Below are 19,971 nucleotides of genomic sequence, written 5' to 3' on the forward strand. Positions count from 1 at the left end.
GAGAACGTGAGAGATGCGCAAGATACTCGTCGTCGGCGCCGGCCAGTCCGGCCTCCAGCTCGCCCTCGGACTCCAGTCCAAGGGGTACGAGGTCACCCTCATGTCCAACCGGACGGCGGACGAGATCCGCACCGGGCGGGTCATGTCCACGCAGGTCATGTTCGACACCGCGCTCCAGCACGAGCGGGACCTCGGGCTGAACTTCTGGGAGCAGCAGGCCCCGAAGATCCAGGGCCTGGGCGTCTCGGTCGCCGCCCCCGACGCCGGCCGCGCCGTCGACTGGCTGGGCCGTCTGAAGGGCCACGCGCAGTCCGTCGACCAGCGCGTGAAGATGGCGGGCTGGCTGGACACCTTCGCCCAGCGCGGCGGCCAGTTGGTCATCCACGGCGCGTCCGTCGCCGACCTGGACTTCTTCTCCCGCACGTACGACCTCGTGCTGGTCGCGGCCGGCAAGGGCGAGCTGGTGTCGATGTTCGGGCGGGACGCGGCGCGCTCCCCGTACGACGCCCCGCAGCGGGCCCTGGCCGTCAGCTACGTGCACGGCCTCGGGCCGCGCCCCGAGCACCCCGGGACCGAGGCCGTGCGCTGCAACCTGGTGCCGGGCGTGGGCGAGCTGTTCGTGATGCCGACGCTGACCGCCTCGGGGCGGGCGGACATCCTGTTCTGGGAGGGCCTCCCGGGCGGTCCGCTGGACGTGTTCAACGGGGTGAAGGACCCGGCGGAGCACCTCGCGCTGACGCTGGAGCTGATGGAGAAGTTCACGCCGTGGGAGTACGCGCGGGCGAAGGAGGTGGAGCTCACGGACGCGGGCGCCACGCTCGCCGGCCGCTACGCACCCGTCGTGCGCAACCCCGTCGGCCGGCTGCCGGGCGGCGGCCTGGTGCTCGGCGTGGCGGACGTGGTCGTGGCGAACGACCCGATCACCGGGCAGGGCTCGAACTCCGCCGCCAAGTGCGCGGCCTCGTACCTCTCCTCGATCCTCATGCACGGGGACAAGCCGTTCGACGAGGCGTGGATGAAGGCGACCTTCGACAAGTTCTGGTTCACCACCGGCAAGCCGGTGACCCAGTGGACCAACGCGATGCTGGGCGTCCCGCCGGAGCACGTGCTGAACCTGATCGGGGCGGCCGGGCAGCTCCAGCCGGTGGCGGACCGTTTCGCCAACGGCTTCGACAACCCGGCCGACTTCGACGCGTACTTCTACGACCCCGAGGACGCGGCGGGCTACCTGGCCGAGGTCGCGGGTTCGGCCTCCGCGGAGTAGCCGGTGTCGTCCCCCGCCGCGGCCGCCTCGGGCAGCGGCGGCGGGGTGAAGTCCGCGAGCGGGGCACCGTCGGGATCGGGCCGTACGGCCCCCAGCAGCGGATTCGCGGCGATCGGCGAGACCTTCACCCGGGCCCCGGGCCGCGGGGCCTGGATCACCTTCCCGTCCCCGACGTACAGGGCCACGTGGGTGGCGGTGGGGAAGTACACCACCAGGTCCCCGGGCCGCAGCTTGTCGAGCGGCACCTTGGGCAGCCGCGCCCACTGCTCCTGGCTGGTACGGGGGATCGCGCGCCCGGCGTGCGCCCAGGCCTGCGAGGTCAGCCCCGAGCAGTCGAAGGACCCCGGCCCCTCGGCGCCCCAGACGTACGGTTTGCCGAGCTGCGCGGCCGCGTACGTCAGGGCCGTGCCACCGGCGGCGGTCGGCGTGCGGAGCGTGGTGCCGAGCTTGCCGGAATCGAGCAGCTCCCGCTGCGCGGTGGCGGTGTTCTCGGCCTCCCGGGTGCCGAGCCGGGTGAGCTCCTCGGGGGTGAGCGAGGCCAGTACCTTCTCCACCTCCTTGAGCTGGAGCGCGACTTCGTCCTGGTGGCGCTTGCGCTCCTTCGTGAGCTGCTGCTCGGAGTCCAGGGCCTTGCGGGCGGCGGTGGCGAGGGCGTCGGCCTGCCGCTCGCCCCGGGTGAGGCGGGCCAGAACGCCGGCCCGGCGGGCGCCCTCGCGGGCAGCGAGGCGGCGCTGGTCCAGGGCGCTCTGGGGGTCCCCGGAGAACAGCATCCGGGCGTACGGGGAGAACCCGCGGGCCCCCCGGTACTGCTCCCGTGCCAGCCGCCCGGCGACGGCCTGCTCGGCCCCGACGGCGCCCCGGGCCCTGCCGAGCTCGACGCCGAGCCGCCGCTCCTCGCCCTGCCGGGCGGTGAGCGCGACCTCGGCGGCGTTGTACGCCTCGGCGGCCTGCTCGGCCTTCTGGTAGAGCCCCTGGAGCCGGGTGAGCAGGACGCCGACGGGTTCGGCGGGCGCGGCCGGTTCGGCGCGGGCGCCGGCCGATGCGGTCGCGACGAGCACCACGGCAACGCAGGCGGCGCGGAACAGCCGACCTGACATGTGATCACCTCCGGCACGCGATGCTGCCACGCCCGGTATGACAAATCCCCCACCCGAACCCCCGGCCCACCCCGAGGCCACCCGTCCGGCGTATCCCGCGCCGGGAGCCGCCGCGCCGTCCCGCGCCGCCCGGGCGCTTCCGCCCGGCAACCTTCAGCCTCGCCGGGGAATCCAGCCCCGCCGGCGTCTGAGGCGCGGGTCCGGGCGGAGCCCGGCGTGTGCCCGCGCCCGTCCGGCCTCGCCGGGGAATCCAGCCCCGCCGGCGCTTGAGGCGCGGGGTCCGGGGCGGAGCCCCGGCTACGGGTGGAGGAGGCGGGCCTTGGCCGTGGTGAACTCCTCCGGAGTGAGCAGGCCCTCCCGGGCCAGGTCGGCCAGCTGGCGCAGCTCCACCGCCAGCCCGCCGCGCGGCGGCTCCGCAGGCCCCGCCTCCGGGGGCTCCACGGGCTCGGGCTCCACGGGCTCGGGCTCCCGGGGCTCCGGCTCCCCGGGCTCCGGCTCCCAGGGCGCGGCCGGTTCCGGCTCACCCGGCTCCGGCTCGGCCGGTTCGACCGCCCCCGCCGGAATCCACCGCACCCCGCGCCGCGGCGCATCCGCCCGTACCGTGCCCTCCGCCGCGCCCGCCGCCCGCGCCAGCAGCCCCCGCAGCAGCGGGCTGCCCGCGGGGCGGTCCGCCGACCGCACCGTGACCCGCACCGGCCGGATGAACATCAGACCGCGCCCATCCGGGGATCGGCCGGGACCCGGTCCACGGGGATCCGGACCGAGCCCACGATCCGCCCGCCCGCCGCCCGTACCGCGATCGCCGCGTCCTCGGCCCACACGTGCTCGACCACCAGCAGCAGCGCGCAGCTCCCGCGCTCCAGCAGCCCCGCCGACTCCTGTACGTCCTCCGGCCCGATCAGCCGGGCCGCGTCACGACCCGTCAGCAGGCCCCGTAGCTCCACGAACTCGTCGAACTCGGCGGCCAGGACCTCCCCCGCCGCCGTCCTCGTCACCACGAGCCCGTCGATGAGCCGCACCACCCCGGTCTTGCGCAGTCCCATCACCGCCTCGACCGCCGGCACCCGCAGCTGCTCCTCCGGAAAGGCCAGGACGATGAATTCCACAGGTCCCATGAGGCTCGGCTCCTGATTCCGACCGGTTCTGACGACTCTTCGGCACACTATGACATAACCGGACATAGAGGCCGCCTGCTTGCTACGTTTCCCCGTATGACCGCTCTGACGGCAAAGGTCGCGGACCCCGCCCCGCCGCCACCCCCCGACGCCCGCGCCCCCAGGCGTCGCGGCGTCGAGCTGTCGCTCCTCGCCGGCGCCGTCCTGATCGCCGTCCTCGGCCACCTCTACGTCGGCCTCGCCACCACCGGCCGCGTCCCCCGCGAGGCCGCCCACTACGCCGGCGGCCTCGCCGTCGCGGCCCTGGCCGCGCACCTCGCCGTGCGGCTGCGCGCCCCGTACGCCGATCCGCTCCTGCTCCCGATCGCGGTCCTGCTCAACGGACTCGGCCTCGTCCTCATCCAGCGCCTCGACGCGACCACCCCCGGCCACCTCACCGCGGGCGGGCAACTGCGCTGGTCCGCCCTCGGGCTCGCGCTCTTCGTCCTCGTCGTCGCCGCCCTGCGCGACCACCGCGTGCTCCAGCGCTACGCCTACCTCTCGGTGGCCGCCGCCCTCGCGCTGATGCTCGTACCCGTCTTCTTCCCGGCGGTCAACGGCGCCCACATCTGGATCCGGTTCGCCGGACTCTCCTTCCAGCCGGGGGAGTTCGCCAAGATCCTGCTCGCCGTCTTCTTCGCCGCCTACCTCGCGGCGAATCGCACCGCGCTCGCGCTCACCGGCCGCCGGCTGTTCTGGAAGCTCAAGCTCCTGCCCGGGCGCGTCCTCGGTCCGATCCTCGCGATCTGGCTGCTCAGCGTCGGCGTGCTCGTGCTGGAGCGCGACCTCGGGACCTCGCTGCTGTTCTTCGGACTGTTCGTGATCATGCTGTTCACCGCCACCGGGCGGATCGGCTGGATCGCGATCGGACTGCTGCTGGCCGCCGTGGGCGCGTACGCCGTCGGGACCTTCGAGCCGCACGTGCACAGTCGTGTGAACGACTGGCTGAATCCTTTCGCCTCCATCGAACGGGGCGTCGGCCCCGGCCAGCTCGCCCAGTCCCTCTTCGCCTTCGGGGCCGGCGGCCTGCTCGGCGCCGGACTCGGCCACGGCCAGTCCTTCCTCATCGGCTTCGCCGCCAAGTCCGACTTCATCCTCGCCACCGCCGGCGAGGAGCTCGGCTTCGCCGGCCTCACCGCCATCCTGCTCCTCTACGGGCTCCTCGTCTCCCGCGGCTTCCGCGCCGGCCTCGCGCTGCGCGACCCCTTCGGGCGGCTCCTGGCGACCGGGCTCGCCTCGATCGTCGCCCTCCAGGTGTTCGTCATCGCGGGCGGCGTCACCGGGCTCATCCCGCTCACCGGCATGGCCATGCCCTTCCTGGCCCAGGGCGGCTCCTCCGTCGTCACCAACTGGATCATCGTCGCCCTGCTCATCCGGCTCAGCGACAGCGCCCGCCGACCCCGACCCGCCCAGGAACCCGCGACGGAAGGCGGTGCGGCGTGATCCGCTACATCCGCTGGTGCGCGTACTTCTGCGCCCTGCTGCTCGTCGCCCTGCTGGTCAACGTCGCCCGCGTGCAGGTCTGGGAGGCCGCCGCCTATGGAGCGAACCCGGCCAACAAACGCCCCGCCATCGAGCGCTACGCCGAACCCCGCGGAGACATCCTGGTCGACGGCCGGCCCGTCACCGGCTCCCGCGACAGCCGCCAGCTGCTGCGCTTCGAGCGGACGTACAAGAACGGCCCGCTCTACGCCCCGGTCACCGGCTTCTCCTCGCAGACCTACGGGACCAGCTTCCTGGAGCGCGCCGAGGACGGCATCCTCTCCGGCACCGATCCCGGCCTCTCCGCCTTCCCGCTCTGGTACGAGCTGTCGCGCGGCCGCCCCGGCGGCGGGAACGCCGTCACCACCGTCCGGGGCGCCGTGCAGGCCGCCGCGTACACCGGGCTCGGGGGCAAGCGGGGCGCGGTGGCGGCCGTCGAGCCGGCGACCGGCAGGATCCTCGCGCTCGTCAGCAGTCCCTCGTACGACCCGGCGCTGCTCTCGGGGACGGGCCCCGGGGTCAAGGCGGCCTGGGAGCGCCTGAACGCGGACCCGGCCAAGCCGATGCTCAACCGGGCGCTGCGCGAGACCTACCCGCCCGGCTCCACCTTCAAGATCGTGACGGCAGCGGCCGCGCTGGACGCGGGCGTGGTCACCGACGTGGACGCGCCGACGCAGACCCCCGACCCCTACCCGCTGCCCGGGACCAGCACCCTGCTGCCGAACGCGGGCACCGGCTGCCAGGACGCCTCGATGGCGGACGCGGTGCAGTGGTCCTGCAACACGGTGATGGCGAAGATCGGCGTACAGGTGGGCCTGCGCGGGATGGTGGAGGCGGCGCGGCGCTTCGGCTTCGACGACGAGACGCTGCGGGTGCCGTCCTGGGTGTCGCGGTCGAACTTCGACACCGACATGAGCCCGGACCAGCTGGCCCTGTCCTCGATCGGGCAGTTCAACACCACGGCCACGCCGCTGCAGATGGCGCTGGTGGCGGCGGCCGTGGCCAACGGCGGTGAGCTCAAGTCGCCCCGTCTCGTGGACCGTACGACGCAGGACGACGGCGACCAGGTCCGCCGCTCCGACCAGCGCAGCAGGGGCCGGGCCATGAACCCGGGCACCGCGATGCGGCTCCAGGACCTGATGGTCCGGGTGGTGGAGAACGGCACGGGCCGCAACGCCGCCATCCCGGGCGCGGTGGTCGGCGGCAAGACCGGCACCGCCCAGCACGGGGTCGGCAACGCGGGCACCCCGTACGCGTGGTTCATCTCCTGGGCCAAGGCCGAGGGCGCCCCGCTGCCGGCCGTCGCGGTGGCGGTGGTGGTCGAGGACGCGGCGGCCGACCGCGGGGGCATCAGCGGCAACAGCGCGGCCGCGCCGATCGCGCGGGCGGTGATGGAGGCCGCGCTGTACGGGGCCGGGCCGTCCGCTCCGTGAAACGCCCGGCGGCCAGGGCGGCCCGGGTGGTATCGCTGGCGGCATGACCCACGAACTGGCCCAGGCGAACATGTCCCGACTCAAGTACCGGCTCGACTCGGCGGAGTTGAAGGGCTTCGTGGACGGGCTGGAGCCGGTCAACGCGGTGGCCGACGCGGCGGACGGCTTCCTGTGGCGGCTCCAGGGCGAGGGCGGCGACGCGACCGACGTGCTGTTCTTCGGCGACGAGTGGATCCTGGTGAACATGTCGGTGTGGCGGGACACCGACGCCCTGACGGCCTTCATGTACCAGGGGCGGCACCGCGAGCTGATGGCCCGCCGGCGGGAGTGGTTCGAGCAGATCGCCGAGGCGGCGACGGTCCTGTGGTGGGTCCCGGCGGGCGAGCGCCCGACGGTGGCGCAGGCCGAGCGGCGCCTGCTGCACCTGCGCGAGCACGGGCCGACGCCGTACGCCTTCACCCTGCGCACGCCCTTCCCGGCGGCTCCGACGCCGGAGCCGCAGCCGGAGCCGCAGCCGCAGCCGCAGCCGCAGCGGTCGGCGTAGGCGCTGCTGCCGGGCGGGCGGACCCGCCCGGCCTCCTGCCCCGGCCGGGGCTCCCGGCCGGGCTCAGGCCTCGGACCCCTCCGCGATGGCGGCCCGGACCTCCGCCACCCGTTCCTCCTCCTCGGCCCTGAAGCGCTCGCGGTCCAGGGCCTCGGCGATCTCCTCGTCCTGGCTCATGAGCAGGTCCAGGTTGGAGTCGCCCATGTCGAAGACGCCCATCTCCAGGTACGCCTTCTGCAGCCGCTCGCCCCACAGTCCGATGTCCTTCACGCACGGCACGATCCGGCTGAACAGCAGCTTGCGGAACAGGTGCAGGAACTCCGACTCCTCGCTGAACTGCTCCGCCTCCCGCTTCGGGATGCCGAAGTTCTCCAGCACCTCCACCCCGCGCAGCCGGTCCCGCATCAGGTAGCAGCCTTCGATCACGAACTCCTCGCGCTCCCGCAGTTCTGCGTCCGTCAGCTGCTTGTAGTAGTCCCGCAGCGCCATCCGCCCGAAGGCCACGTGGCGGGCCTCGTCCTGCATCACGTACGCGAGGATCTGCTTCGGCAACGGCTTGTCGGTCGTGTCGCGGATCATCCCGAAGGCGGCCAGCGCCAGCCCCTCGATGAGCACCTGCATGCCCAGGTACGGCATGTCCCAGCGGGAGTCGCGCAGGGTGTCGCCGAGCAGCCCCTGCAGGCTGCCGTTGATCGGGTAGAGCATCCCGACCTTCTCGTGCAGGAAGCGCCCGAAGATCTCGGCGTGCCGGGCCTCGTCCATGGTCTGCGTCGCGGAGTAGAACTTCGCGTCCAGGTCCGGCACCGACTCGACGATCCGCGCCGCGCACACCATGGCGCCCTGCTCGCCGTGCAGGAACTGGCTGAAGTTCCAGGCGGTGTAGTGCCGGCGAAGCTCACCCTTGTCCTTCTCGGTGAGTTTGGCCCAGTGCCGGGTGCCGTAGAGGGTCAGGGCCTCGTCCGGGGTGCCGAGCGGGTTGTACGGGTCCACTTCCAGGTCCCAGTCGATGCGCTTGGCACCGTCCCACTGCTTGTCCTTGCCCTTCTGGTAGAGCGCGAGCAGCCGCTCGCGGCCCCCGTCGTACTCCCAGCTGAAGCGGGCGGATCCGGACGCGGGGACGGGCCAGACGCCCTCGCCCGGGTCGTTGGTGTAGAGCTCGTGCGTCGACACTGACGCCCCCCTCGGTCACGTACTTCCGTACAAGACTGGACAGTTGGCAGCGTCACATGTTGGTAGACGCGCGGTCAACAAGTCGTGCGCGGGGGATTGACGACCTTGCTGACAGGCAGTCTCATAAGGAGTGACCGCTGGTAACCCCGGCTGTATCCATCCAACGAATGGGCGAGGTGCCCCGCCATGACGACCACGACCGACCCCACGGATCGCCGGGTCCTGCAGGACGCGCTCGGCATCCTCAAGGACCGCGAGCAGATCGCCGAGCGACTGCTCGAATCCTCGGCCAAGCACTCCTTCGACCCCGACAAGGAACTCGACTGGGACGCCCCGCCGATCGAGGGCAAGTACTACTGGCCGCCCGAGCTGCTCTCCCTCTACGACACCCCGCTCTGGAAGAAGATGGGCGAGGAGCAGCGCATCGACCTCTCCCGCCACGAGGCGGCGGCGCTCGGCTCGCTCGGCATCTGGTTCGAGATCATCCTCATGCAGCTGCTGGTCCGGCACATCTACGACAAGTCCCTGACCAGCAATCACGTCCGCTACGCGCTCACCGAGATCGCCGACGAGTGCCGCCACTCGATGATGTTCGCCCGCATGATCCAAAAGGCCGGCGCCCCCGCCTACCCGGTCTCCCGCCTCAACCACAACCTCGCCCGGGTGCTGAAGACCATCTCCACGACCCCGGGTTCCTTCGCCTGCACCCTCCTCGGCGAGGAGATCCTCGACTGGATGCAGCGCCTCACCTTCCCGGACGAGCGCGTCCAGCCCCTCGTGCGCGGCGTGACGCGCATCCACGTCATCGAGGAGGCCCGGCACGTGCGCTACGCCCGCGAGGAGCTGCGCCGCCAGATGCTCACCGCCCCGCGCTGGGAGCAGGAGCTCACGCGGATCAGCTGCGGCGAGGCCGCCCGCGTCTTCTCCCTCGCCTTCGTCAACCCGGCCGTCTACGACAACGTGGGCCTCGACCGCCGCGAGGCGCTCGCCCAGGTCAAGGCGAGCGGGCACCGCCGGGAAGTGATGCAGAGCGGCGCGAAGCGCCTCACGGACTTCCTCGACGACATAGGCGTCCTGCGCGGGGCCGGCCGGAGGCTGTGGAAGAGCTCGGGGCTCCTGGCCTGATGAGCTGATGCCCCGATGACCCGAGGGGCGTGGGGTTACCCTGCGGACATGACCGTACGCGCGTACCGCAGGTTGAGCGTCGAGGAGCGGCGGGCCCAGCTCCTCGACGCGGCCCTGTCGCTGTTCGCGCACCGGGTGCCGGAGGAGGTCTCCCTCGACGACGTCGCCGAGGCCGCCGGGGTCTCGCGCCCGCTCGTCTACCGCTACTTCCCGGGCGGCAAGCAGCAGCTGTACGAGGCGGCCCTGCGCTCGGCGGCGGACCTCCTGGAACTGTGCTTCGCAGAACCCCAGGAAGGCCCGCTCACCCAGCGGCTGTCCCGGGCGCTGGACCGCTACCTCGCCTTCGTCGACGAACACGACGCCGGCTTCGCCGCCCTGCTGCAGGGCGGCAGCGTCGTCGAGACCTCCCGTACGACGGCCACGGTCGACGGCATCCGCCGCGCGGCCGCCGAACAGATCCTCTTCCACCTGTCCGTTCCGACGCCCGGGCCCCGCCTGCGCATGATGGTCCGCACCTGGATCACGGCGGTCGAGGCGGCCTCCCTCATCTGGATCGACGAGGGCAAGCAGCCGCAGGTCGACTCGCTGCGGGACTGGCTGGTGGACCAGTTCATCGCCCTCCTGACGGCCACCGCCGCCACGGACCCCGAAACGGCCGCCGCCGCGCGGGCCGCGCTCGCCCTGGAATCGGCGGACGGCCCGGTCGGGGTCCTGGCCCGCCGCGTGATCCCGGTGGTCTCCGAGGCCGCTCACCTCCTGTGACACTGGAGGGGTGAGAAGCCAACCCACCCCCTTCGAGGGCGGCCCGATGGACGGCCGGGTCCTGCCGATCCTCCTCGGCCCGACCGGCCACCCCCCGAAGTGGTACGAGATCCCGGTCCCGCCCCCGGACGGCGGCCCGCCGACGGTGCTGCTGTACGAGCGGGTCCCGTCGGGCTACTCGAAGCGGCTGGGCCTCCAGAAGGGCTGGAAGTACGCCTACACCCCGTCGGGCACGAAGCCGAAGCCCCGCTGGCCGTGGTCGAAGCCCCCGACCCCGCGGCCCTGACGCAGGCGGCCTCAGCCGAATCCGGCCCCGCCGGCGCTTGAGGCGCGGGCGCGGGCTACGGAACGGCCGCCGGAGCCTCCGGGAGGGTGAGGATCGCCACCGCCCCGCCCCCCTCCGCCGCGCCGAACTCCAGCCGCGCTCCGATGACCTCCGCCTGGCCCACCGCGATGGTCAGCCCCAGCCCGTGCCCCTTCCCGCCACTGCGGAAGCGCTGCGGCCCGTGCGCCACCAGGTACGCCGGGTACCCGTCCCCGTGATCCCGTACCGTCACCACCGGCCCGTCCACCGTCACCACCACCGGCCCCCGCCCGTGCTTGTGCGCGTTGGCCACCAGGTTTCCCAGCACCCGCTCGAGCCGCCGCCGGTCCGTCTCCACGTGCGCGTCCCGCAGCACGACGACCTCCGTCTCCGTCTCCGCCCCCGCCGCCCGCACCACCCGCCGCGCGAGCCGCCCCAGCTGGTGCAGGTCCGTCTCCACCACCTCGCTGCCCGAGTCCAGCCGCGAGATCTCCAGCAGGTCCTCGGTCAGCCCGCGCATCGTCCGTACCCGCTCCTGCACCAGCTGCGTGGCCCGGCTTTCCGGCAGCAGCTCCGAAGCCGCCTGCAAACCGGTCAGCGGAGTGCGCAGCTCGTGCGCGACGTCCGCCGTGAACCGCTGCTCGCTCAGCAGCTTCGCCTGCAGGCTGCCCGCCATCGTGTCCAGCGCGGCCGCGACCGTCGCCACCTCGTCCTGGTGCCGCGAGGGGTCCTTCGTCCGCGCGTCCCCGACCCTGGCGTCCAGATCCCCCTGCGTGATCCGCCGGGCCACCGTCGCCGTCTGGTGCAGCCGCCGCGTCACGCGGGTCACGGCGAACGCGCCGACCAGCAGCGTCCCGCCGATCGCCAGCACCGAGGACCCGATGATCGCGTTGTCCAGCCCGCTGATCGTCCGCGCGCTCTGCCCGTAGTCGACCGTGGTGGCCAGCGCCCGCCCGTCGGCCGGCGCCGCCGCCCACATCACTGGCCGGTCCTCATAGTCGGCCACGATCGTGCCGCGGTGCCCGGACAGGGCCAGCGCACGCAGCGAGGCCGGCAGCTCGGCCGGGTCCAGCCCGGACTCCGGCGGGAGCGCCTCGCCCGCCTGGTACGCGCGCGAGGCGTCGTGCAGCTTGCCGAGCGCCTTGTCCCGCGCCGTCGCGACCGTCTGCCGCGTCACCTCGACGTGCACCAGCGCACCCACCACCGCCGCCAGCGAGCAGCACATCACCACGATGAAGCACGCCGACTTCCAGGTCAGCGTGGCCGTCCAGGCGGGCAGCCGGAGCCTCACGGAGAGCCCGGCCCGCTCGCGCCGCCCGCCGGCATCCGTACGATCTGCTCGCGCGTCGGCAGCATGCTGCGCTGCTTCTCGTCCCATGACCAGGCGTTGATCAGCTCGTACCCGCCGAGCCCGCTCGGCATGTGCAGGATCACGTCCCGCCCGGCCAGTTCCACGCTGATCAGGGTCTGGGTGGTCGCCATGATCCGGTTGAGCCGCCCGTCGGCGTCCGCCGTGTACACCCGTACGGACATCTGGTCCTCGGGGAGCCGGACGCCGACGATCAGCTCGTCCTTGCCGTTCCCGGTGAGGTCCCGGTAGTACGGCGTCAGCACCGGGCAGTCCTGGGGCTCCGCCCCGTCCTCCCCGCACTCCTTGATCGCGTCGGCGGTCTTCCGGGGCATCCCGTCCGGGCCGACATCGGCCTTCGGACGCGCCCGCACCTCGGCCTGGACCAGGGTGACGGGGTCGATGCCGTGCACGTTCTGGTCCTGCACGGGCGCGATGCCCGGCACGTATTCGGGCGGCGCGCCCCCCGGATCAGCGGGCGGTACGGAGGCCCCCTTGCGCCCGGGCCACAGATGTACGGGCCCGCTCGCGGTCGGGGTCGGACCGGCGTTGGCCAGGCCCCCGGTGTCGCCGCAGCCCGTCACGAGCAGCAGCAGGACGGGCAGCGCGGGCAGGGCCGCGCGGGCGCGCACGGGGAACCGGACGGGAAAGCGGAAGGGAGGGGAACTCGCCACCCGTACGTCCTCCTCTCCGGGGCATGACCCTGCGTCGCGTCAACAGTAAGCAGAGGTACGCCCTCTGTGCGCGCGAGGCCCGCCCGGCCGACGCGGCGGCGGACCCGCGGGGGGCGCGGGAGGGCGCCGCCCGGACCGGCCCAGGTCAAGCCTGGGCCGGTCCGCTCCGCCTCTTTCCGTCCCTAGCCGTCCGTACGGCCGCGGCGCAGCATCGCGAAACCGAGTCCGGCGGCGCCGACCGCGGTGATGCCGGCGCCCGCCGCGAGCAGCAACAGGCCGCCGCCCGGCCCGTCGGCCAGGGTGTTCAGCCGCAGCGCCTCGACGGTCCCGCCGGCCACTGCGGCGGAAGCGGAGCCCGAAACGGAGCCGGAGCCCGAAACGGAGCCGGAGCCGGAAGTGAAGCCGGAGCTGGAGCCGGGCGCGGGCACGGACGCGGGCGTGACCTTGCCGTCGCGGGTCCCGGTCTTGTGCGTGACGACGTGGTTGCCGGCGCTGCCGACGGGCACGGTGTCGCCGACCCAGGAACTGAGCATCCCGTCGGGCCGCAGCGCGAGGTGCAGGTCACCGGCGTCGCCGTAGCCGGTCGAGCCGTCCCGGCTGTTCACCGTGGCGGCCTTGGCGCCCTCCGCGGTCAGTACGTCGGCCTGGTAGGCGTCCTTGGCCGTGCGGTAGACGTTGGCCCTGGAGACGCCGTCGGCGAGGGCGAGGGTCTTGACCAGGGTCCGCTGCGAGGCGGTGGAGGCGGCCGGCACCCCTTCGGCGAGCGCGGCGGCGGTCGGGAGCGTCAGCAGACCGGCGGCGCATGCGGTCACGGCGGCGGCGCGAACGAGGGTGCGGCGGCGGACGGTGCTCACGGGGGAGTCCTTCGGTGCTGGTGACGCCCTGGGATGTCCAGGTGGCACCAACGTAGGCACCGGCCGTTGCAGTGGGGCACTGGTTTTGTAACAGCGGGGCAGCAGCGTCCCGGCGGAGTCGTTACACCACCGGGGGATTGCCGCGCGGCGGCCGGGCTGCTCCCATGGACGGCGGGGGTGAGGGCGATGCGGAAACTGAAGGTGCTGCCCAGCGGTCGGCCCGGCCGCGGCCGGCTGTACGTCAACCTGCCCGACGGACAGGCGGTGGCCTGGTACGACCGGCAGACCAACCGGATCAGCGTCCTGGCGGACGACCGCCGGGAGGAGATACTGGCGGTGTTGCGCCCCTACCTGAGCGGGACGGTCTCGATCGGCCCGCCCCCGGTCCCCTCGGCCGCGGACCTGCGCCGCCTGGCCCTGCCCCCGGACGAGGACCTGGCCCCGAACCGCCCGGGGGAGGCCCTGCTCGGCGAGCTCGAACACGGCACGTCCGGCGCCCGCGCCCGCCACCGGCTGCGCCAGGACCTCACGGCCCAGCAGCGAATGGGGGAGATCCTCGACGCCCTGCCGGAATCGCGGGGCTGGAGATCCCTGCACTCCCTCGACGTCCCGGGCGTCGGCCGCATCGACCACCTGCTCCTGGGCCCGCCCGGCGTCTTCTGCGTCCTCACGGTCCCGGGCCGGCGCCAGCGGGTGCAGGTCGGCGACCTCCTGCTCACGGTCGGCCGCGCCGGACCCCGCCCGGATCCGCGCCGGGCCCGCCTCGCCGCGCGCTACGCCACCCGCGTCCTGACGGCCCCGGTCACCCCGGTGCTGGCCCTGGTCGACGCCTCCCGCGTCGAGGTGACCCCGAGCGTCCGCGACGTCCGCGTCCTGCAAGCCCCCGCGGTGACCCCGTACCTCACGGAGGCCGCCACCACCCTCAAACTCCCGGACGTCGAAGCCCTGTTCGCCCTTGCCCGCGACCGCCGTACCTGGCGGGGTCCCGGGGCGCGGTAGCCGCGCACTCGGGCGTGGGAGCGGGAGCTGGCGTGGGCGGGGGCGTGGGTGCGAGCCTCAGGCCGAGGTGCGTTTGCGGGGTGCGGCGGTCTTCTTCGCGGTCACCTTGGCCGTCTTGGCCGCCGTGGTCTTCCTGGCCGCCGCTCCCGTCGCGGCGGTCGTCTTCTTCTTCGCCGAAGTGGACTTGGCCGCGGTCGACTTGGTGGCGGCCGCAGTGGACTTGGTGGCGGCCGGGGCCGCCTTCTTGCCCGCCGCCGTCGACTTCTTTCCGCCCACCGCCTTCGGGGCGGCCGCCGGCTTGCGCCGGATCGGCGTGACCTCCGCCTCCGCCCCCGCTCCCGCGTGCGAACCGCCCTCCCCGCGGGACGCCTTGGCCTCCCGTACGCTCTTCTCCAGCGCCGCCATCAGGTCGATCACCTGCCCGCCGGCCGGTTCCACCACCGCCTCCGACGGCTCGAAGGCGCCCCCCGCCTTCGCCGCGACCATCGCCTCCACGGCATCCCGGTAGTCGTCGTGCAGCGACTCCATCTCCACCTCACCCAAGGTGGCCATCAGCGCGTCCGCCAGGTCCAGTTCGGCCTCCCGCACCGACACCGTCCCTTCCGGAGCCACCCCCTCCGGCGCCCGGATCTCGTCCGGCCACAACAGCCCGTGCATCGCGATCACGTCGTCGACGACCCGCAGCATGCCCAGCCGTTCCCGGCCGCGCAGCGCGTACTTGGCGATCGCGACCTTCCGGCTCCGCTTCAGCGCCTCCCGCAGCAGGGTGTACGGCTTCGCCGCAGTCGCCCCGTTCGCCGCGAGGTAGTACGCCGCGTCCATCTGCAACGGATCGATGTCATCGGCCGGCACGAACGACACGATCTCGATCGTCTTGGCGGTCGCGATCGGCAACCGCGCCAGGTCCTCGTCCGTGATCGGGATGATCGACCCGTCCGCCTCCTCGTACCCCTTGCCGATCTCGGCGGCCGACACCTCCTCGCCGTCCAACTCGCACACCTTGCGGTAGCGGACCCGTCCGCCGTCGCTCAGGTGGATCTGGCGAAAGGAGATCGAGTGGCTCTCGGTGGCGTTGACGAGCTTGATCGGGATGCTGACCAACCCGAAGGAGATCGCCCCGTTCCAAATGGATCGCACGGTTCCTCCCGTTTCATGGCAATCTCATCGTATGACGCCGATCACCATGGTGGAGGGGCGTCGCATCGCGCTCAGCAATCTCGACAAGGTCCTGTACCCGCGGACCGGCTTCACCAAGGGCGAGGTGCTGCACTACTACGCCACCGTCGCCGGTCCGCTGCTGGCCCACGTCCACAACCGGCCGGTGTCCTTCCTGCGATATCCCGACGGCCCGGACGGCCAGCTCTTCTTCACCAAGAATCCGCCGCCCGGTACCCCCGCCTGGGTGAAAACCACCCCGGTTCCCCGCTCCGAGGACCCCTCCGCCGAACAGGTGGTCGTCGCCGATCTCGCCACCCTCATGTGGGCCGCGAACCTGGTCGTCGAGTTCCACACCCCGCAGTGGCCGGCCGGCGCCCCGGCCGTCGCCGACCGGCTCGTCCTCGACCTCGACCCCGGACCGCCCGCCACGATCGTCGAGTGCAGCGCGGCCGCGCTCTGGCTGCGCGACCGGCTCGCCGCCGACGGGCTGCCCGCCTACGCCAAGACCTCCGGCTCGAAGGGCATGCACCTGGCCGTATCCCTGGAGCCGACCCCGTCCGACCGCGTATCGGCGTACGCGAAGGCCCTCGCGCAGGAGGCGGAGCGCGAGCTGCCCGACCTCGTCGTGCACCGCATGGCGAAGGCGCTGCGCCCCGGCAAGGTCTTCGTCGACCACAGCCAGAACGCCGCCGCCAAGACCACCGCCGCCCCCTACACCCTGCGCGCCCGCGCCCTGCCCACCGTCTCCGCGCCCGTCTCCTGGGGCGAGGTCGAGGCCTGCCGGGCCCCCGAGGACCTGGTCTTCCTCGCCGACGACATCGCCCCGCGGCTCGCGCGGGACGGCGACCTCTTCGGCCCGCTGACCGACCCCGACCGGGCGGGGCAGCTCCCCGCGATCCGGGCGGGCAAGGCGGGCGGGGCCTCCGGGGCGGCCAAGGCGGCCAGGGGGACCGGGGCGGCCGGAACGGCCGGGGAGGGGCGGCGGCCGTCATGATCACCGTCGCGCTCGCAGCCCCCGTGCGCAGCCTCCCGCGCGCGCCCGGTCTCGCGTACGAGCCGAAGTTCGACGGCCACCGGCTGGTTGTGCTGCGCACCGCCGAGGACGTGGTGCTCCAGGCCCGCTCCGGCCGCATCGTCACCAGCGCCTTCCCCGATCTCGCCGCGGCCGCCCGGCAACTGCCCGCCGGGACCGTGCTCGACGGCGAGGTGGTCGTCTGGCACGCCGGCCGCACCGACTTCACCCTGGTGCAGCGCCGGGCGGCCGCCGCGACGGCCGCGCGGGCCGCCGTACTCGCGCAGACCCTGCCCGCCTCGTACGCCGCCTTCGACGTACTGGAGCTGGGCGGGCTCGACCTGCGCGCGCGCCCGTACGAGCGGCGGCGGGCGCTCCTGGTCGACCTGCTGCTCCCGCTCGGGCCGCCGCTGCAGCCGGTGCCGATGACCACCGACCCGGAGCTGGCCGCGACCTGGTACGAGACCCTGCCCGCCAGCGGTATCGAGGGCCTGGTCGTCAAGCGGCTGGACCAGGCCTACCCGGCCGGGCGGCGCGCCTGGCAGAAGCTCCGGCATACCAACGTCCGCGACGCGGCGGTGGTCGGCTACACGGGGACACCGCGGCGACCCCTGGCGCTGGTGCTCGTACTGCCGGTCGGGGACGAGACCCCGCTGGTGTCGAGCCCGCTGACGGCGGCGCTGCGCACGGAGGTCGCGGCGGCCGTGGCCGGGCGCGCGGCGCCCCGGTCCGGTGCGGCGGGTGTTTCCGTCGCGACCGTTACGGCCATCGGAGTGGGCGAAGTACCGTTCCACCCGCTCGACCCTCCGCTGACGGCGGAGGTCCGGCACGCCTCGGCCCGCCACCCCCCGCCCGAGGTGCTGCGGCTGCGGACAGAACTCTGACCCGCGCTACGGGGTGGCGCAGGTCAGAGGAGTCGCAGGCGTCGGGCCCGGTCAGACGGGCTTCGCACCGCCCACGGGAGGCTGCTCCGGGGGAGAGCCGGGGTGCTCGTAGCCGGACTCGCGCTCGGCGCGCACGTCCTCCTGGTGGCTGGCGCTGGTGGAGCCGAAGTTGCCGTAGCCCTGCATCTCGTGCGGGCGCAGGCCGCCCTCGGGGATTTCGACGGGTTCCCGCTCCTCGCGGACCTCGTAGACCGCACCGCCGTCGGGCAGGTGGGGCTGGCTCTCGGGTGCGGGGGGCGCGGGTTCCTGTGCCCGGACTCGCTTGCCCAGCCAGAAGCCGCCGAGCAGGAAGCCGACCACGGCGAGCCCGACGACCAGGAACCACGCGATGTCCGTCAGGGTCGTGTCCGCCGCGATGTAGGTCAGGGTCATCTCCATACCTATTATTTTCCCGCATTCCGCGACAAAATGCTCTACTGCGACGGCGGAGGCGACGGCCCCGACCGGCGCCTTACCCCCAGTGGCCCGTCGGAGTCCCGCAGCCCGCCGGCGTCCCGCCCCGGCGTCCCGCCCGCCCAGCACCCCGAGGATCTCCGCGCAGATGGCCAGCGCCGTCTCCGCCGGGGTCCGCGCGCCGAGATCGAGCCCGATGGGCCCGTGCACCGCACGCAGCCTCGCCCCGCTCACCCCGGCGGCGAGCAGCCCCGCGCGGCGCCTGGCCGTGGTGCGCCGCGAACCCAGGGCCCCCACGTACGGGATCCCGAGTGCGCGGCCCGTCCTCAGGGTGGGCACGTCGAAGTCCGGCTCATGGCTGAGCAGCACCAGGCAGGCCGCGTCCCGGTGGTCGGTGAGCGCCTTCTCGGCCTCCGCGGCCGACCCGACGATCTCCGCGCCCCACTCCAGGAGCGCGGCCTGCCGGGCGATGATCCCCGCCAGCTCGCCGCCCCCGCCGATGACCACGTGGGGCGCGGACGGGTACGCCTCCACGAGCACCAGCCCGGACCCCCCGTACAGCGCGTCCCGCCCGGGCCGGCGCGACGCCAGCAGCTCGCCGGCCCGCCGCTCGGCATCGTTGCCCGGCGCGTCGACGGCCCGTACGACCTCGCTCGCGGCCTGGTCCGCGGCCTCGCCGAGCCGGGTCACCAGTGCCACCCCGGCCCCTTCTTCGAGCAGCTCCCACCACCGCGCGGGCACCGAGGCGAGCGACTGCAGCAGGATCTCCGCCTGCCCGCCGCAGGTCAGCCGCGCCTCCACGGCCTCGTCGGCGCCCACCGACACCTCGCACACCCGCGCGTTGCGCCCGGGTCCCATGGCCGCGGCCTCGGCGGCCAGCTAGAGGGTGGCGATGACCGCGCCGCACGCGCACACGAGGTTGGGCCCCCGTTCGCCGTCCATCCCGCAGCAGTAGCCGCGGCGCATCGCGATGTCGGGGTGTTCCTCCAGGCCGATGCCATCGCCGGGGTTGAGCACGATGGTGCCCCTCGGCCCGGCCTCCATCAGCACCCGCTATGAGCCCACCCCCTCACCGTCCCCCGCTCCCGCGCGCGAACCCCCACCCCAAGCCCCCCGACGGCGGCCACTTACCCCGATGCCCTGCCCCGCCGAACAACCGCGAGGCCGCACCGCACTCCCACACCCCCCGAACCGAACCCCCGCCCACAGCTCCGAAGTCCCCGTGCGTGTCCAAGTGTTTGGACGGTCCGCAGGAAGTCGGCACCCGCCGCATCGAGGAACTGCTCCGCGAGTGCGAGTGAGAGCCGGCCAGTCGCGGTTCGAGGCCTCTGGGTGAATCCCAGGGGCCTTCGCGTTGGCCAGGCTGCCCTGCGAAGTTCCGGCAAGGGCCAGGCCGCGAATAGGCCGCACTGGCTGTCATACGGGTGCACACGGCGGCAGTTGGCTGCGCATACGCGAAGACCCCGTCTCAGCGAACTCGCTGATGGCGGGGTCTTTGGGCACTTCCTGCGAAGTGCCCCCGGCAGGATTCGAACCTGCGCACACGGCTCCGGAGGCCGTTGCTCTATCCCCTGAGCTACGGGGGCGCGTCGTTCGCTTTGCGGCGACGGGTTGAACACTACCAGCTTCCGTGGGGTGATCAGGAACCCGTTTCCGGGGGAGAGGGGGGTGGGTCGCTCGGAGGGGGTGGAAGTGGCAAAAACCCGGACGCGGGGGCCGGGGCGGACCTACTCTCGAGTTGTGTCAGGCGCCTCGGGCCGGGTGCTTGTTGTCGACGACAACAAGGTCATCCGGCAGCTGATCAAGGTCAATCTCGAGCTGGAGGGCTTCGAGGTCGTGACCGCGAACGATGGTGTCGAGTGCCTGGACGTCGTGCACCGCGTGTGCCCCGATGTCATCACCCTTGATGTGGTCATGCCCCGGCTCGACGGGTTCGGGACGGCCGCGCAGTTGCGGGCCGATCCGCGGACGCGGCATCTGCCCGTCGCCATCGTCAGTGCCTGTACGCAGCACGAGGTGGAGGCCGGGAGCACCGCCGGGGTGGATGCGTTTCTCGCCAAGCCCTTCGAGCCCGCCGAGTTGGTACGGGTCGTGCGAGGGCTGATCGAGCGCAGGGACCGCCGCGAGCGCAAAGGGGCCCCCGCCGGGCGGGGGAGGGGCTAGCTGTATTGCCCCGGGAGGTTGTGGACGGGTGATCGAGGTCTCGGCTGAGGAGTCTTGAACGGGTGAGGGCCTTCCGGGTTCGGTGTGGATT

At 73.3% G+C, this 19,971-nt stretch carries 21 protein-coding genes and 1 tRNA gene; 11 read left to right on the forward strand and 11 right to left on the reverse strand.

Annotated elements, in window-relative coordinates:
- Nucleotides 1-13 precede the first annotated feature (13 nt).
- The gene (locus ACFWB8_RS19515; RefSeq protein WP_385228136.1) at nucleotides 14-1,264 is read left to right on the forward strand and encodes a styrene monooxygenase/indole monooxygenase family protein; all 1,251 of its coding nucleotides are present in this window, start codon (nucleotides 14-16) and stop codon (nucleotides 1,262-1,264) included.
- Here ACFWB8_RS19515 and ACFWB8_RS19520 read toward each other — a convergent pair.
- From ACFWB8_RS19520 to ACFWB8_RS19530, 3 genes are all read right to left on the reverse strand, one after another.
- Nucleotides 1,225-2,361, reverse strand: coding sequence for an NlpC/P60 family protein (locus ACFWB8_RS19520; protein WP_385228139.1), 1,137 nt, complete (start codon nucleotides 2,359-2,361; stop codon nucleotides 1,225-1,227). The genes ACFWB8_RS19515 and ACFWB8_RS19520 overlap by 40 nt on opposite strands.
- A 297-nt stretch (nucleotides 2,362-2,658) precedes the next feature.
- Nucleotides 2,659-3,069, reverse strand: a complete 411-nt coding sequence (locus ACFWB8_RS19525) for an SHOCT domain-containing protein (protein ID WP_385228142.1) — start codon at nucleotides 3,067-3,069, stop codon at nucleotides 2,659-2,661.
- Nucleotides 3,069-3,476, reverse strand: a complete 408-nt coding sequence (locus ACFWB8_RS19530) for a DUF6325 family protein (RefSeq protein WP_385228145.1) — start codon at nucleotides 3,474-3,476, stop codon at nucleotides 3,069-3,071. Before ACFWB8_RS19530 ends, ACFWB8_RS19525 begins: the two co-directional genes overlap by 1 nt.
- Nucleotides 3,477-3,572: 96 nt before the next feature.
- On the opposite strand from ACFWB8_RS19530, the gene ACFWB8_RS19535 reads away from it, so the two are divergent.
- The 3 genes from ACFWB8_RS19535 to ACFWB8_RS19545 are packed head-to-tail and all read left to right on the forward strand — an operon-like array spanning nucleotide 3,573 to nucleotide 6,974.
- The gene (locus ACFWB8_RS19535; RefSeq protein WP_385228148.1) at nucleotides 3,573-4,958 is read left to right on the forward strand and encodes an FtsW/RodA/SpoVE family cell cycle protein; all 1,386 of its coding nucleotides are present in this window, start codon (nucleotides 3,573-3,575) and stop codon (nucleotides 4,956-4,958) included.
- Complete coding sequence (locus ACFWB8_RS19540) at nucleotides 4,955-6,430, forward strand: penicillin-binding transpeptidase domain-containing protein (protein ID WP_385228151.1); 1,476 nt, start codon at nucleotides 4,955-4,957, stop codon at nucleotides 6,428-6,430. The genes ACFWB8_RS19535 and ACFWB8_RS19540 overlap by 4 nt, the downstream gene beginning before the upstream one ends.
- A 43-nt stretch (nucleotides 6,431-6,473) precedes the next feature.
- Nucleotides 6,474-6,974 carry a DUF3291 domain-containing protein gene (locus ACFWB8_RS19545; RefSeq protein WP_385228154.1) on the forward strand — a complete coding sequence of 167 codons (501 nt, stop codon included), beginning with the start codon at nucleotides 6,474-6,476 and terminating at the stop codon, nucleotides 6,972-6,974.
- Nucleotides 6,975-7,037: 63 nt separating this feature from the next.
- Here the strand turns inward: ACFWB8_RS19545 and ACFWB8_RS19550 are convergent, their stop codons facing one another.
- The gene (locus ACFWB8_RS19550; RefSeq protein WP_385228157.1) at nucleotides 7,038-8,144 is read right to left on the reverse strand and encodes a ferritin-like domain-containing protein; all 1,107 of its coding nucleotides are present in this window, start codon (nucleotides 8,142-8,144) and stop codon (nucleotides 7,038-7,040) included.
- Nucleotides 8,145-8,330: 186 nt separating this feature from the next.
- Between ACFWB8_RS19550 and ACFWB8_RS19555 the strand changes: the two genes are divergently transcribed.
- Genes ACFWB8_RS19555 through ACFWB8_RS19565 form a run of 3 tightly spaced genes read left to right on the forward strand, consistent with a single transcriptional unit; the run spans nucleotide 8,331 to nucleotide 10,317 of the window.
- On the forward strand, nucleotides 8,331-9,269 hold the full coding sequence (locus tag ACFWB8_RS19555) for a diiron oxygenase (protein WP_385228160.1): 939 nt from the start codon (nucleotides 8,331-8,333) through the stop codon (nucleotides 9,267-9,269).
- A 48-nt stretch (nucleotides 9,270-9,317) separates the two neighbouring features.
- A complete protein-coding gene (locus ACFWB8_RS19560; protein ID WP_385228163.1) occupies nucleotides 9,318-10,031 on the forward strand; it encodes a TetR/AcrR family transcriptional regulator in 714 nt (237 codons plus the stop codon).
- Between the two features lie 10 nt (nucleotides 10,032-10,041).
- Nucleotides 10,042-10,317 carry a hypothetical protein gene (locus ACFWB8_RS19565; protein WP_385228166.1) on the forward strand — a complete coding sequence of 92 codons (276 nt, stop codon included), beginning with the start codon at nucleotides 10,042-10,044 and terminating at the stop codon, nucleotides 10,315-10,317.
- Between the two features lie 55 nt (nucleotides 10,318-10,372).
- Here ACFWB8_RS19565 and ACFWB8_RS19570 read toward each other — a convergent pair whose 3' ends face one another.
- The 3 genes from ACFWB8_RS19570 to ACFWB8_RS19580 form a co-directional block, all read right to left on the reverse strand.
- Entirely contained in the window at nucleotides 10,373-11,626 is a 1,254-nt protein-coding gene (locus ACFWB8_RS19570) for an ATP-binding protein (RefSeq protein WP_385228169.1), read from the reverse strand.
- Nucleotides 11,623-12,357, reverse strand: coding sequence for a hypothetical protein (locus ACFWB8_RS19575; protein ID WP_385228172.1), 735 nt, complete (start codon nucleotides 12,355-12,357; stop codon nucleotides 11,623-11,625). The genes ACFWB8_RS19570 and ACFWB8_RS19575 overlap by 4 nt, the downstream gene beginning before the upstream one ends.
- 182 nt (nucleotides 12,358-12,539) lie before the next feature.
- On the reverse strand, nucleotides 12,540-13,211 hold the full coding sequence (locus tag ACFWB8_RS19580; RefSeq protein WP_385228175.1) for a hypothetical protein: 672 nt from the start codon (nucleotides 13,209-13,211) through the stop codon (nucleotides 12,540-12,542).
- A gap of 186 nt (nucleotides 13,212-13,397) precedes the next feature.
- Here ACFWB8_RS19580 and ACFWB8_RS19585 point away from each other — a divergent pair, with 186 nt between their 5' ends.
- Nucleotides 13,398-14,210: a nuclease-related domain-containing protein gene (locus tag ACFWB8_RS19585; RefSeq protein ID WP_385228177.1), complete on the forward strand. Its 813-nt coding sequence runs from the start codon at nucleotides 13,398-13,400 to the stop codon at nucleotides 14,208-14,210.
- A gap of 57 nt (nucleotides 14,211-14,267) precedes the next feature.
- Here the strand turns inward: ACFWB8_RS19585 and ACFWB8_RS19590 are convergent, their stop codons facing one another.
- Nucleotides 14,268-15,347, reverse strand: a complete 1,080-nt coding sequence (locus tag ACFWB8_RS19590; protein ID WP_385228179.1) for a Ku protein — start codon at nucleotides 15,345-15,347, stop codon at nucleotides 14,268-14,270.
- Nucleotides 15,348-15,378: 31 nt separating this feature from the next.
- On the opposite strand from ACFWB8_RS19590, the gene ligD reads away from it, so the two are divergent.
- Both ligD and ACFWB8_RS19600 read left to right on the forward strand, forming a co-directional pair.
- Nucleotides 15,379-16,362, forward strand: a complete 984-nt coding sequence (gene ligD, locus ACFWB8_RS19595; RefSeq protein ID WP_385228182.1) for a non-homologous end-joining DNA ligase — start codon at nucleotides 15,379-15,381, stop codon at nucleotides 16,360-16,362.
- Nucleotides 16,359-17,264, forward strand: coding sequence for an ATP-dependent DNA ligase (locus ACFWB8_RS19600; protein ID WP_385228185.1), 906 nt, complete (start codon nucleotides 16,359-16,361; stop codon nucleotides 17,262-17,264). The genes ligD and ACFWB8_RS19600 overlap by 4 nt, the downstream gene beginning before the upstream one ends.
- A gap of 51 nt (nucleotides 17,265-17,315) precedes the next feature.
- Here the strand turns inward: ACFWB8_RS19600 and ACFWB8_RS19605 are convergent, their stop codons facing one another.
- From ACFWB8_RS19605 to ACFWB8_RS19615, 3 genes are all read right to left on the reverse strand, one after another.
- Nucleotides 17,316-18,575, reverse strand: a complete 1,260-nt coding sequence (locus ACFWB8_RS19605) for a DUF6479 family protein (protein ID WP_385228188.1) — start codon at nucleotides 18,573-18,575, stop codon at nucleotides 17,316-17,318.
- A 21-nt stretch (nucleotides 18,576-18,596) separates the two neighbouring features.
- Nucleotides 18,597-18,761: a hypothetical protein gene (locus ACFWB8_RS19610; protein WP_385228191.1), complete on the reverse strand. Its 165-nt coding sequence runs from the start codon at nucleotides 18,759-18,761 to the stop codon at nucleotides 18,597-18,599.
- Nucleotides 18,762-19,231: 470 nt separating this feature from the next.
- A tRNA-Arg gene (locus tag ACFWB8_RS19615) sits at nucleotides 19,232-19,303 on the reverse strand.
- A gap of 82 nt (nucleotides 19,304-19,385) precedes the next feature.
- Between ACFWB8_RS19615 and ACFWB8_RS19620 the strand changes: the two genes are divergently transcribed.
- Nucleotides 19,386-19,880 carry a response regulator gene (locus ACFWB8_RS19620; protein ID WP_385228194.1) on the forward strand — a complete coding sequence of 165 codons (495 nt, stop codon included), beginning with the start codon at nucleotides 19,386-19,388 and terminating at the stop codon, nucleotides 19,878-19,880.
- Nucleotides 19,881-19,971 lie beyond the last annotated feature (91 nt).

The sequence above is a fragment of the Streptomyces sp. NPDC060031 genome (assembly GCF_042736805.1).
In the GTDB taxonomy this organism is placed as follows: Bacteria; Actinomycetota; Actinomycetes; order Streptomycetales; family Streptomycetaceae; genus Streptomyces.

What these genes read in the sequence shown, in the direction of transcription:
- ligD (WP_385228182.1), top strand. Translation starts at nt 15,379, where the DNA reads ATGACGCCGATCACCATGGTGGAGGGGCGTCGCATCGCGCTCAGCAAT.
- ACFWB8_RS19535 (WP_385228148.1), top strand. Translation starts at nt 3,573, where the DNA reads ATGACCGCTCTGACGGCAAAGGTCGCGGACCCCGCCCCGCCGCCACCC.
- ACFWB8_RS19560 (WP_385228163.1), top strand. Translation starts at nt 9,318, where the DNA reads ATGACCGTACGCGCGTACCGCAGGTTGAGCGTCGAGGAGCGGCGGGCC.
- ACFWB8_RS19585 (WP_385228177.1), top strand. Translation starts at nt 13,398, where the DNA reads ATGCGGAAACTGAAGGTGCTGCCCAGCGGTCGGCCCGGCCGCGGCCGG.
- ACFWB8_RS19610 (WP_385228191.1), bottom strand. Translation starts at nt 18,761, where the DNA reads ATGGAGGCCGGGCCGAGGGGCACCATCGTGCTCAACCCCGGCGATGGC.
- ACFWB8_RS19555 (WP_385228160.1), top strand. Translation starts at nt 8,331, where the DNA reads ATGACGACCACGACCGACCCCACGGATCGCCGGGTCCTGCAGGACGCG.
- ACFWB8_RS19530 (WP_385228145.1), bottom strand. Translation starts at nt 3,476, where the DNA reads ATGGGACCTGTGGAATTCATCGTCCTGGCCTTTCCGGAGGAGCAGCTG.
- ACFWB8_RS19520 (WP_385228139.1), bottom strand. Translation starts at nt 2,361, where the DNA reads ATGTCAGGTCGGCTGTTCCGCGCCGCCTGCGTTGCCGTGGTGCTCGTC.
- ACFWB8_RS19525 (WP_385228142.1), bottom strand. Translation starts at nt 3,069, where the DNA reads ATGTTCATCCGGCCGGTGCGGGTCACGGTGCGGTCGGCGGACCGCCCC.
- ACFWB8_RS19600 (WP_385228185.1), top strand. Translation starts at nt 16,359, where the DNA reads ATGATCACCGTCGCGCTCGCAGCCCCCGTGCGCAGCCTCCCGCGCGCG.
- ACFWB8_RS19605 (WP_385228188.1), bottom strand. Translation starts at nt 18,575, where the DNA reads ATGGGACCCGGGCGCAACGCGCGGGTGTGCGAGGTGTCGGTGGGCGCC.
- ACFWB8_RS19545 (WP_385228154.1), top strand. Translation starts at nt 6,474, where the DNA reads ATGACCCACGAACTGGCCCAGGCGAACATGTCCCGACTCAAGTACCGG.
- ACFWB8_RS19515 (WP_385228136.1), top strand. Translation starts at nt 14, where the DNA reads ATGCGCAAGATACTCGTCGTCGGCGCCGGCCAGTCCGGCCTCCAGCTC.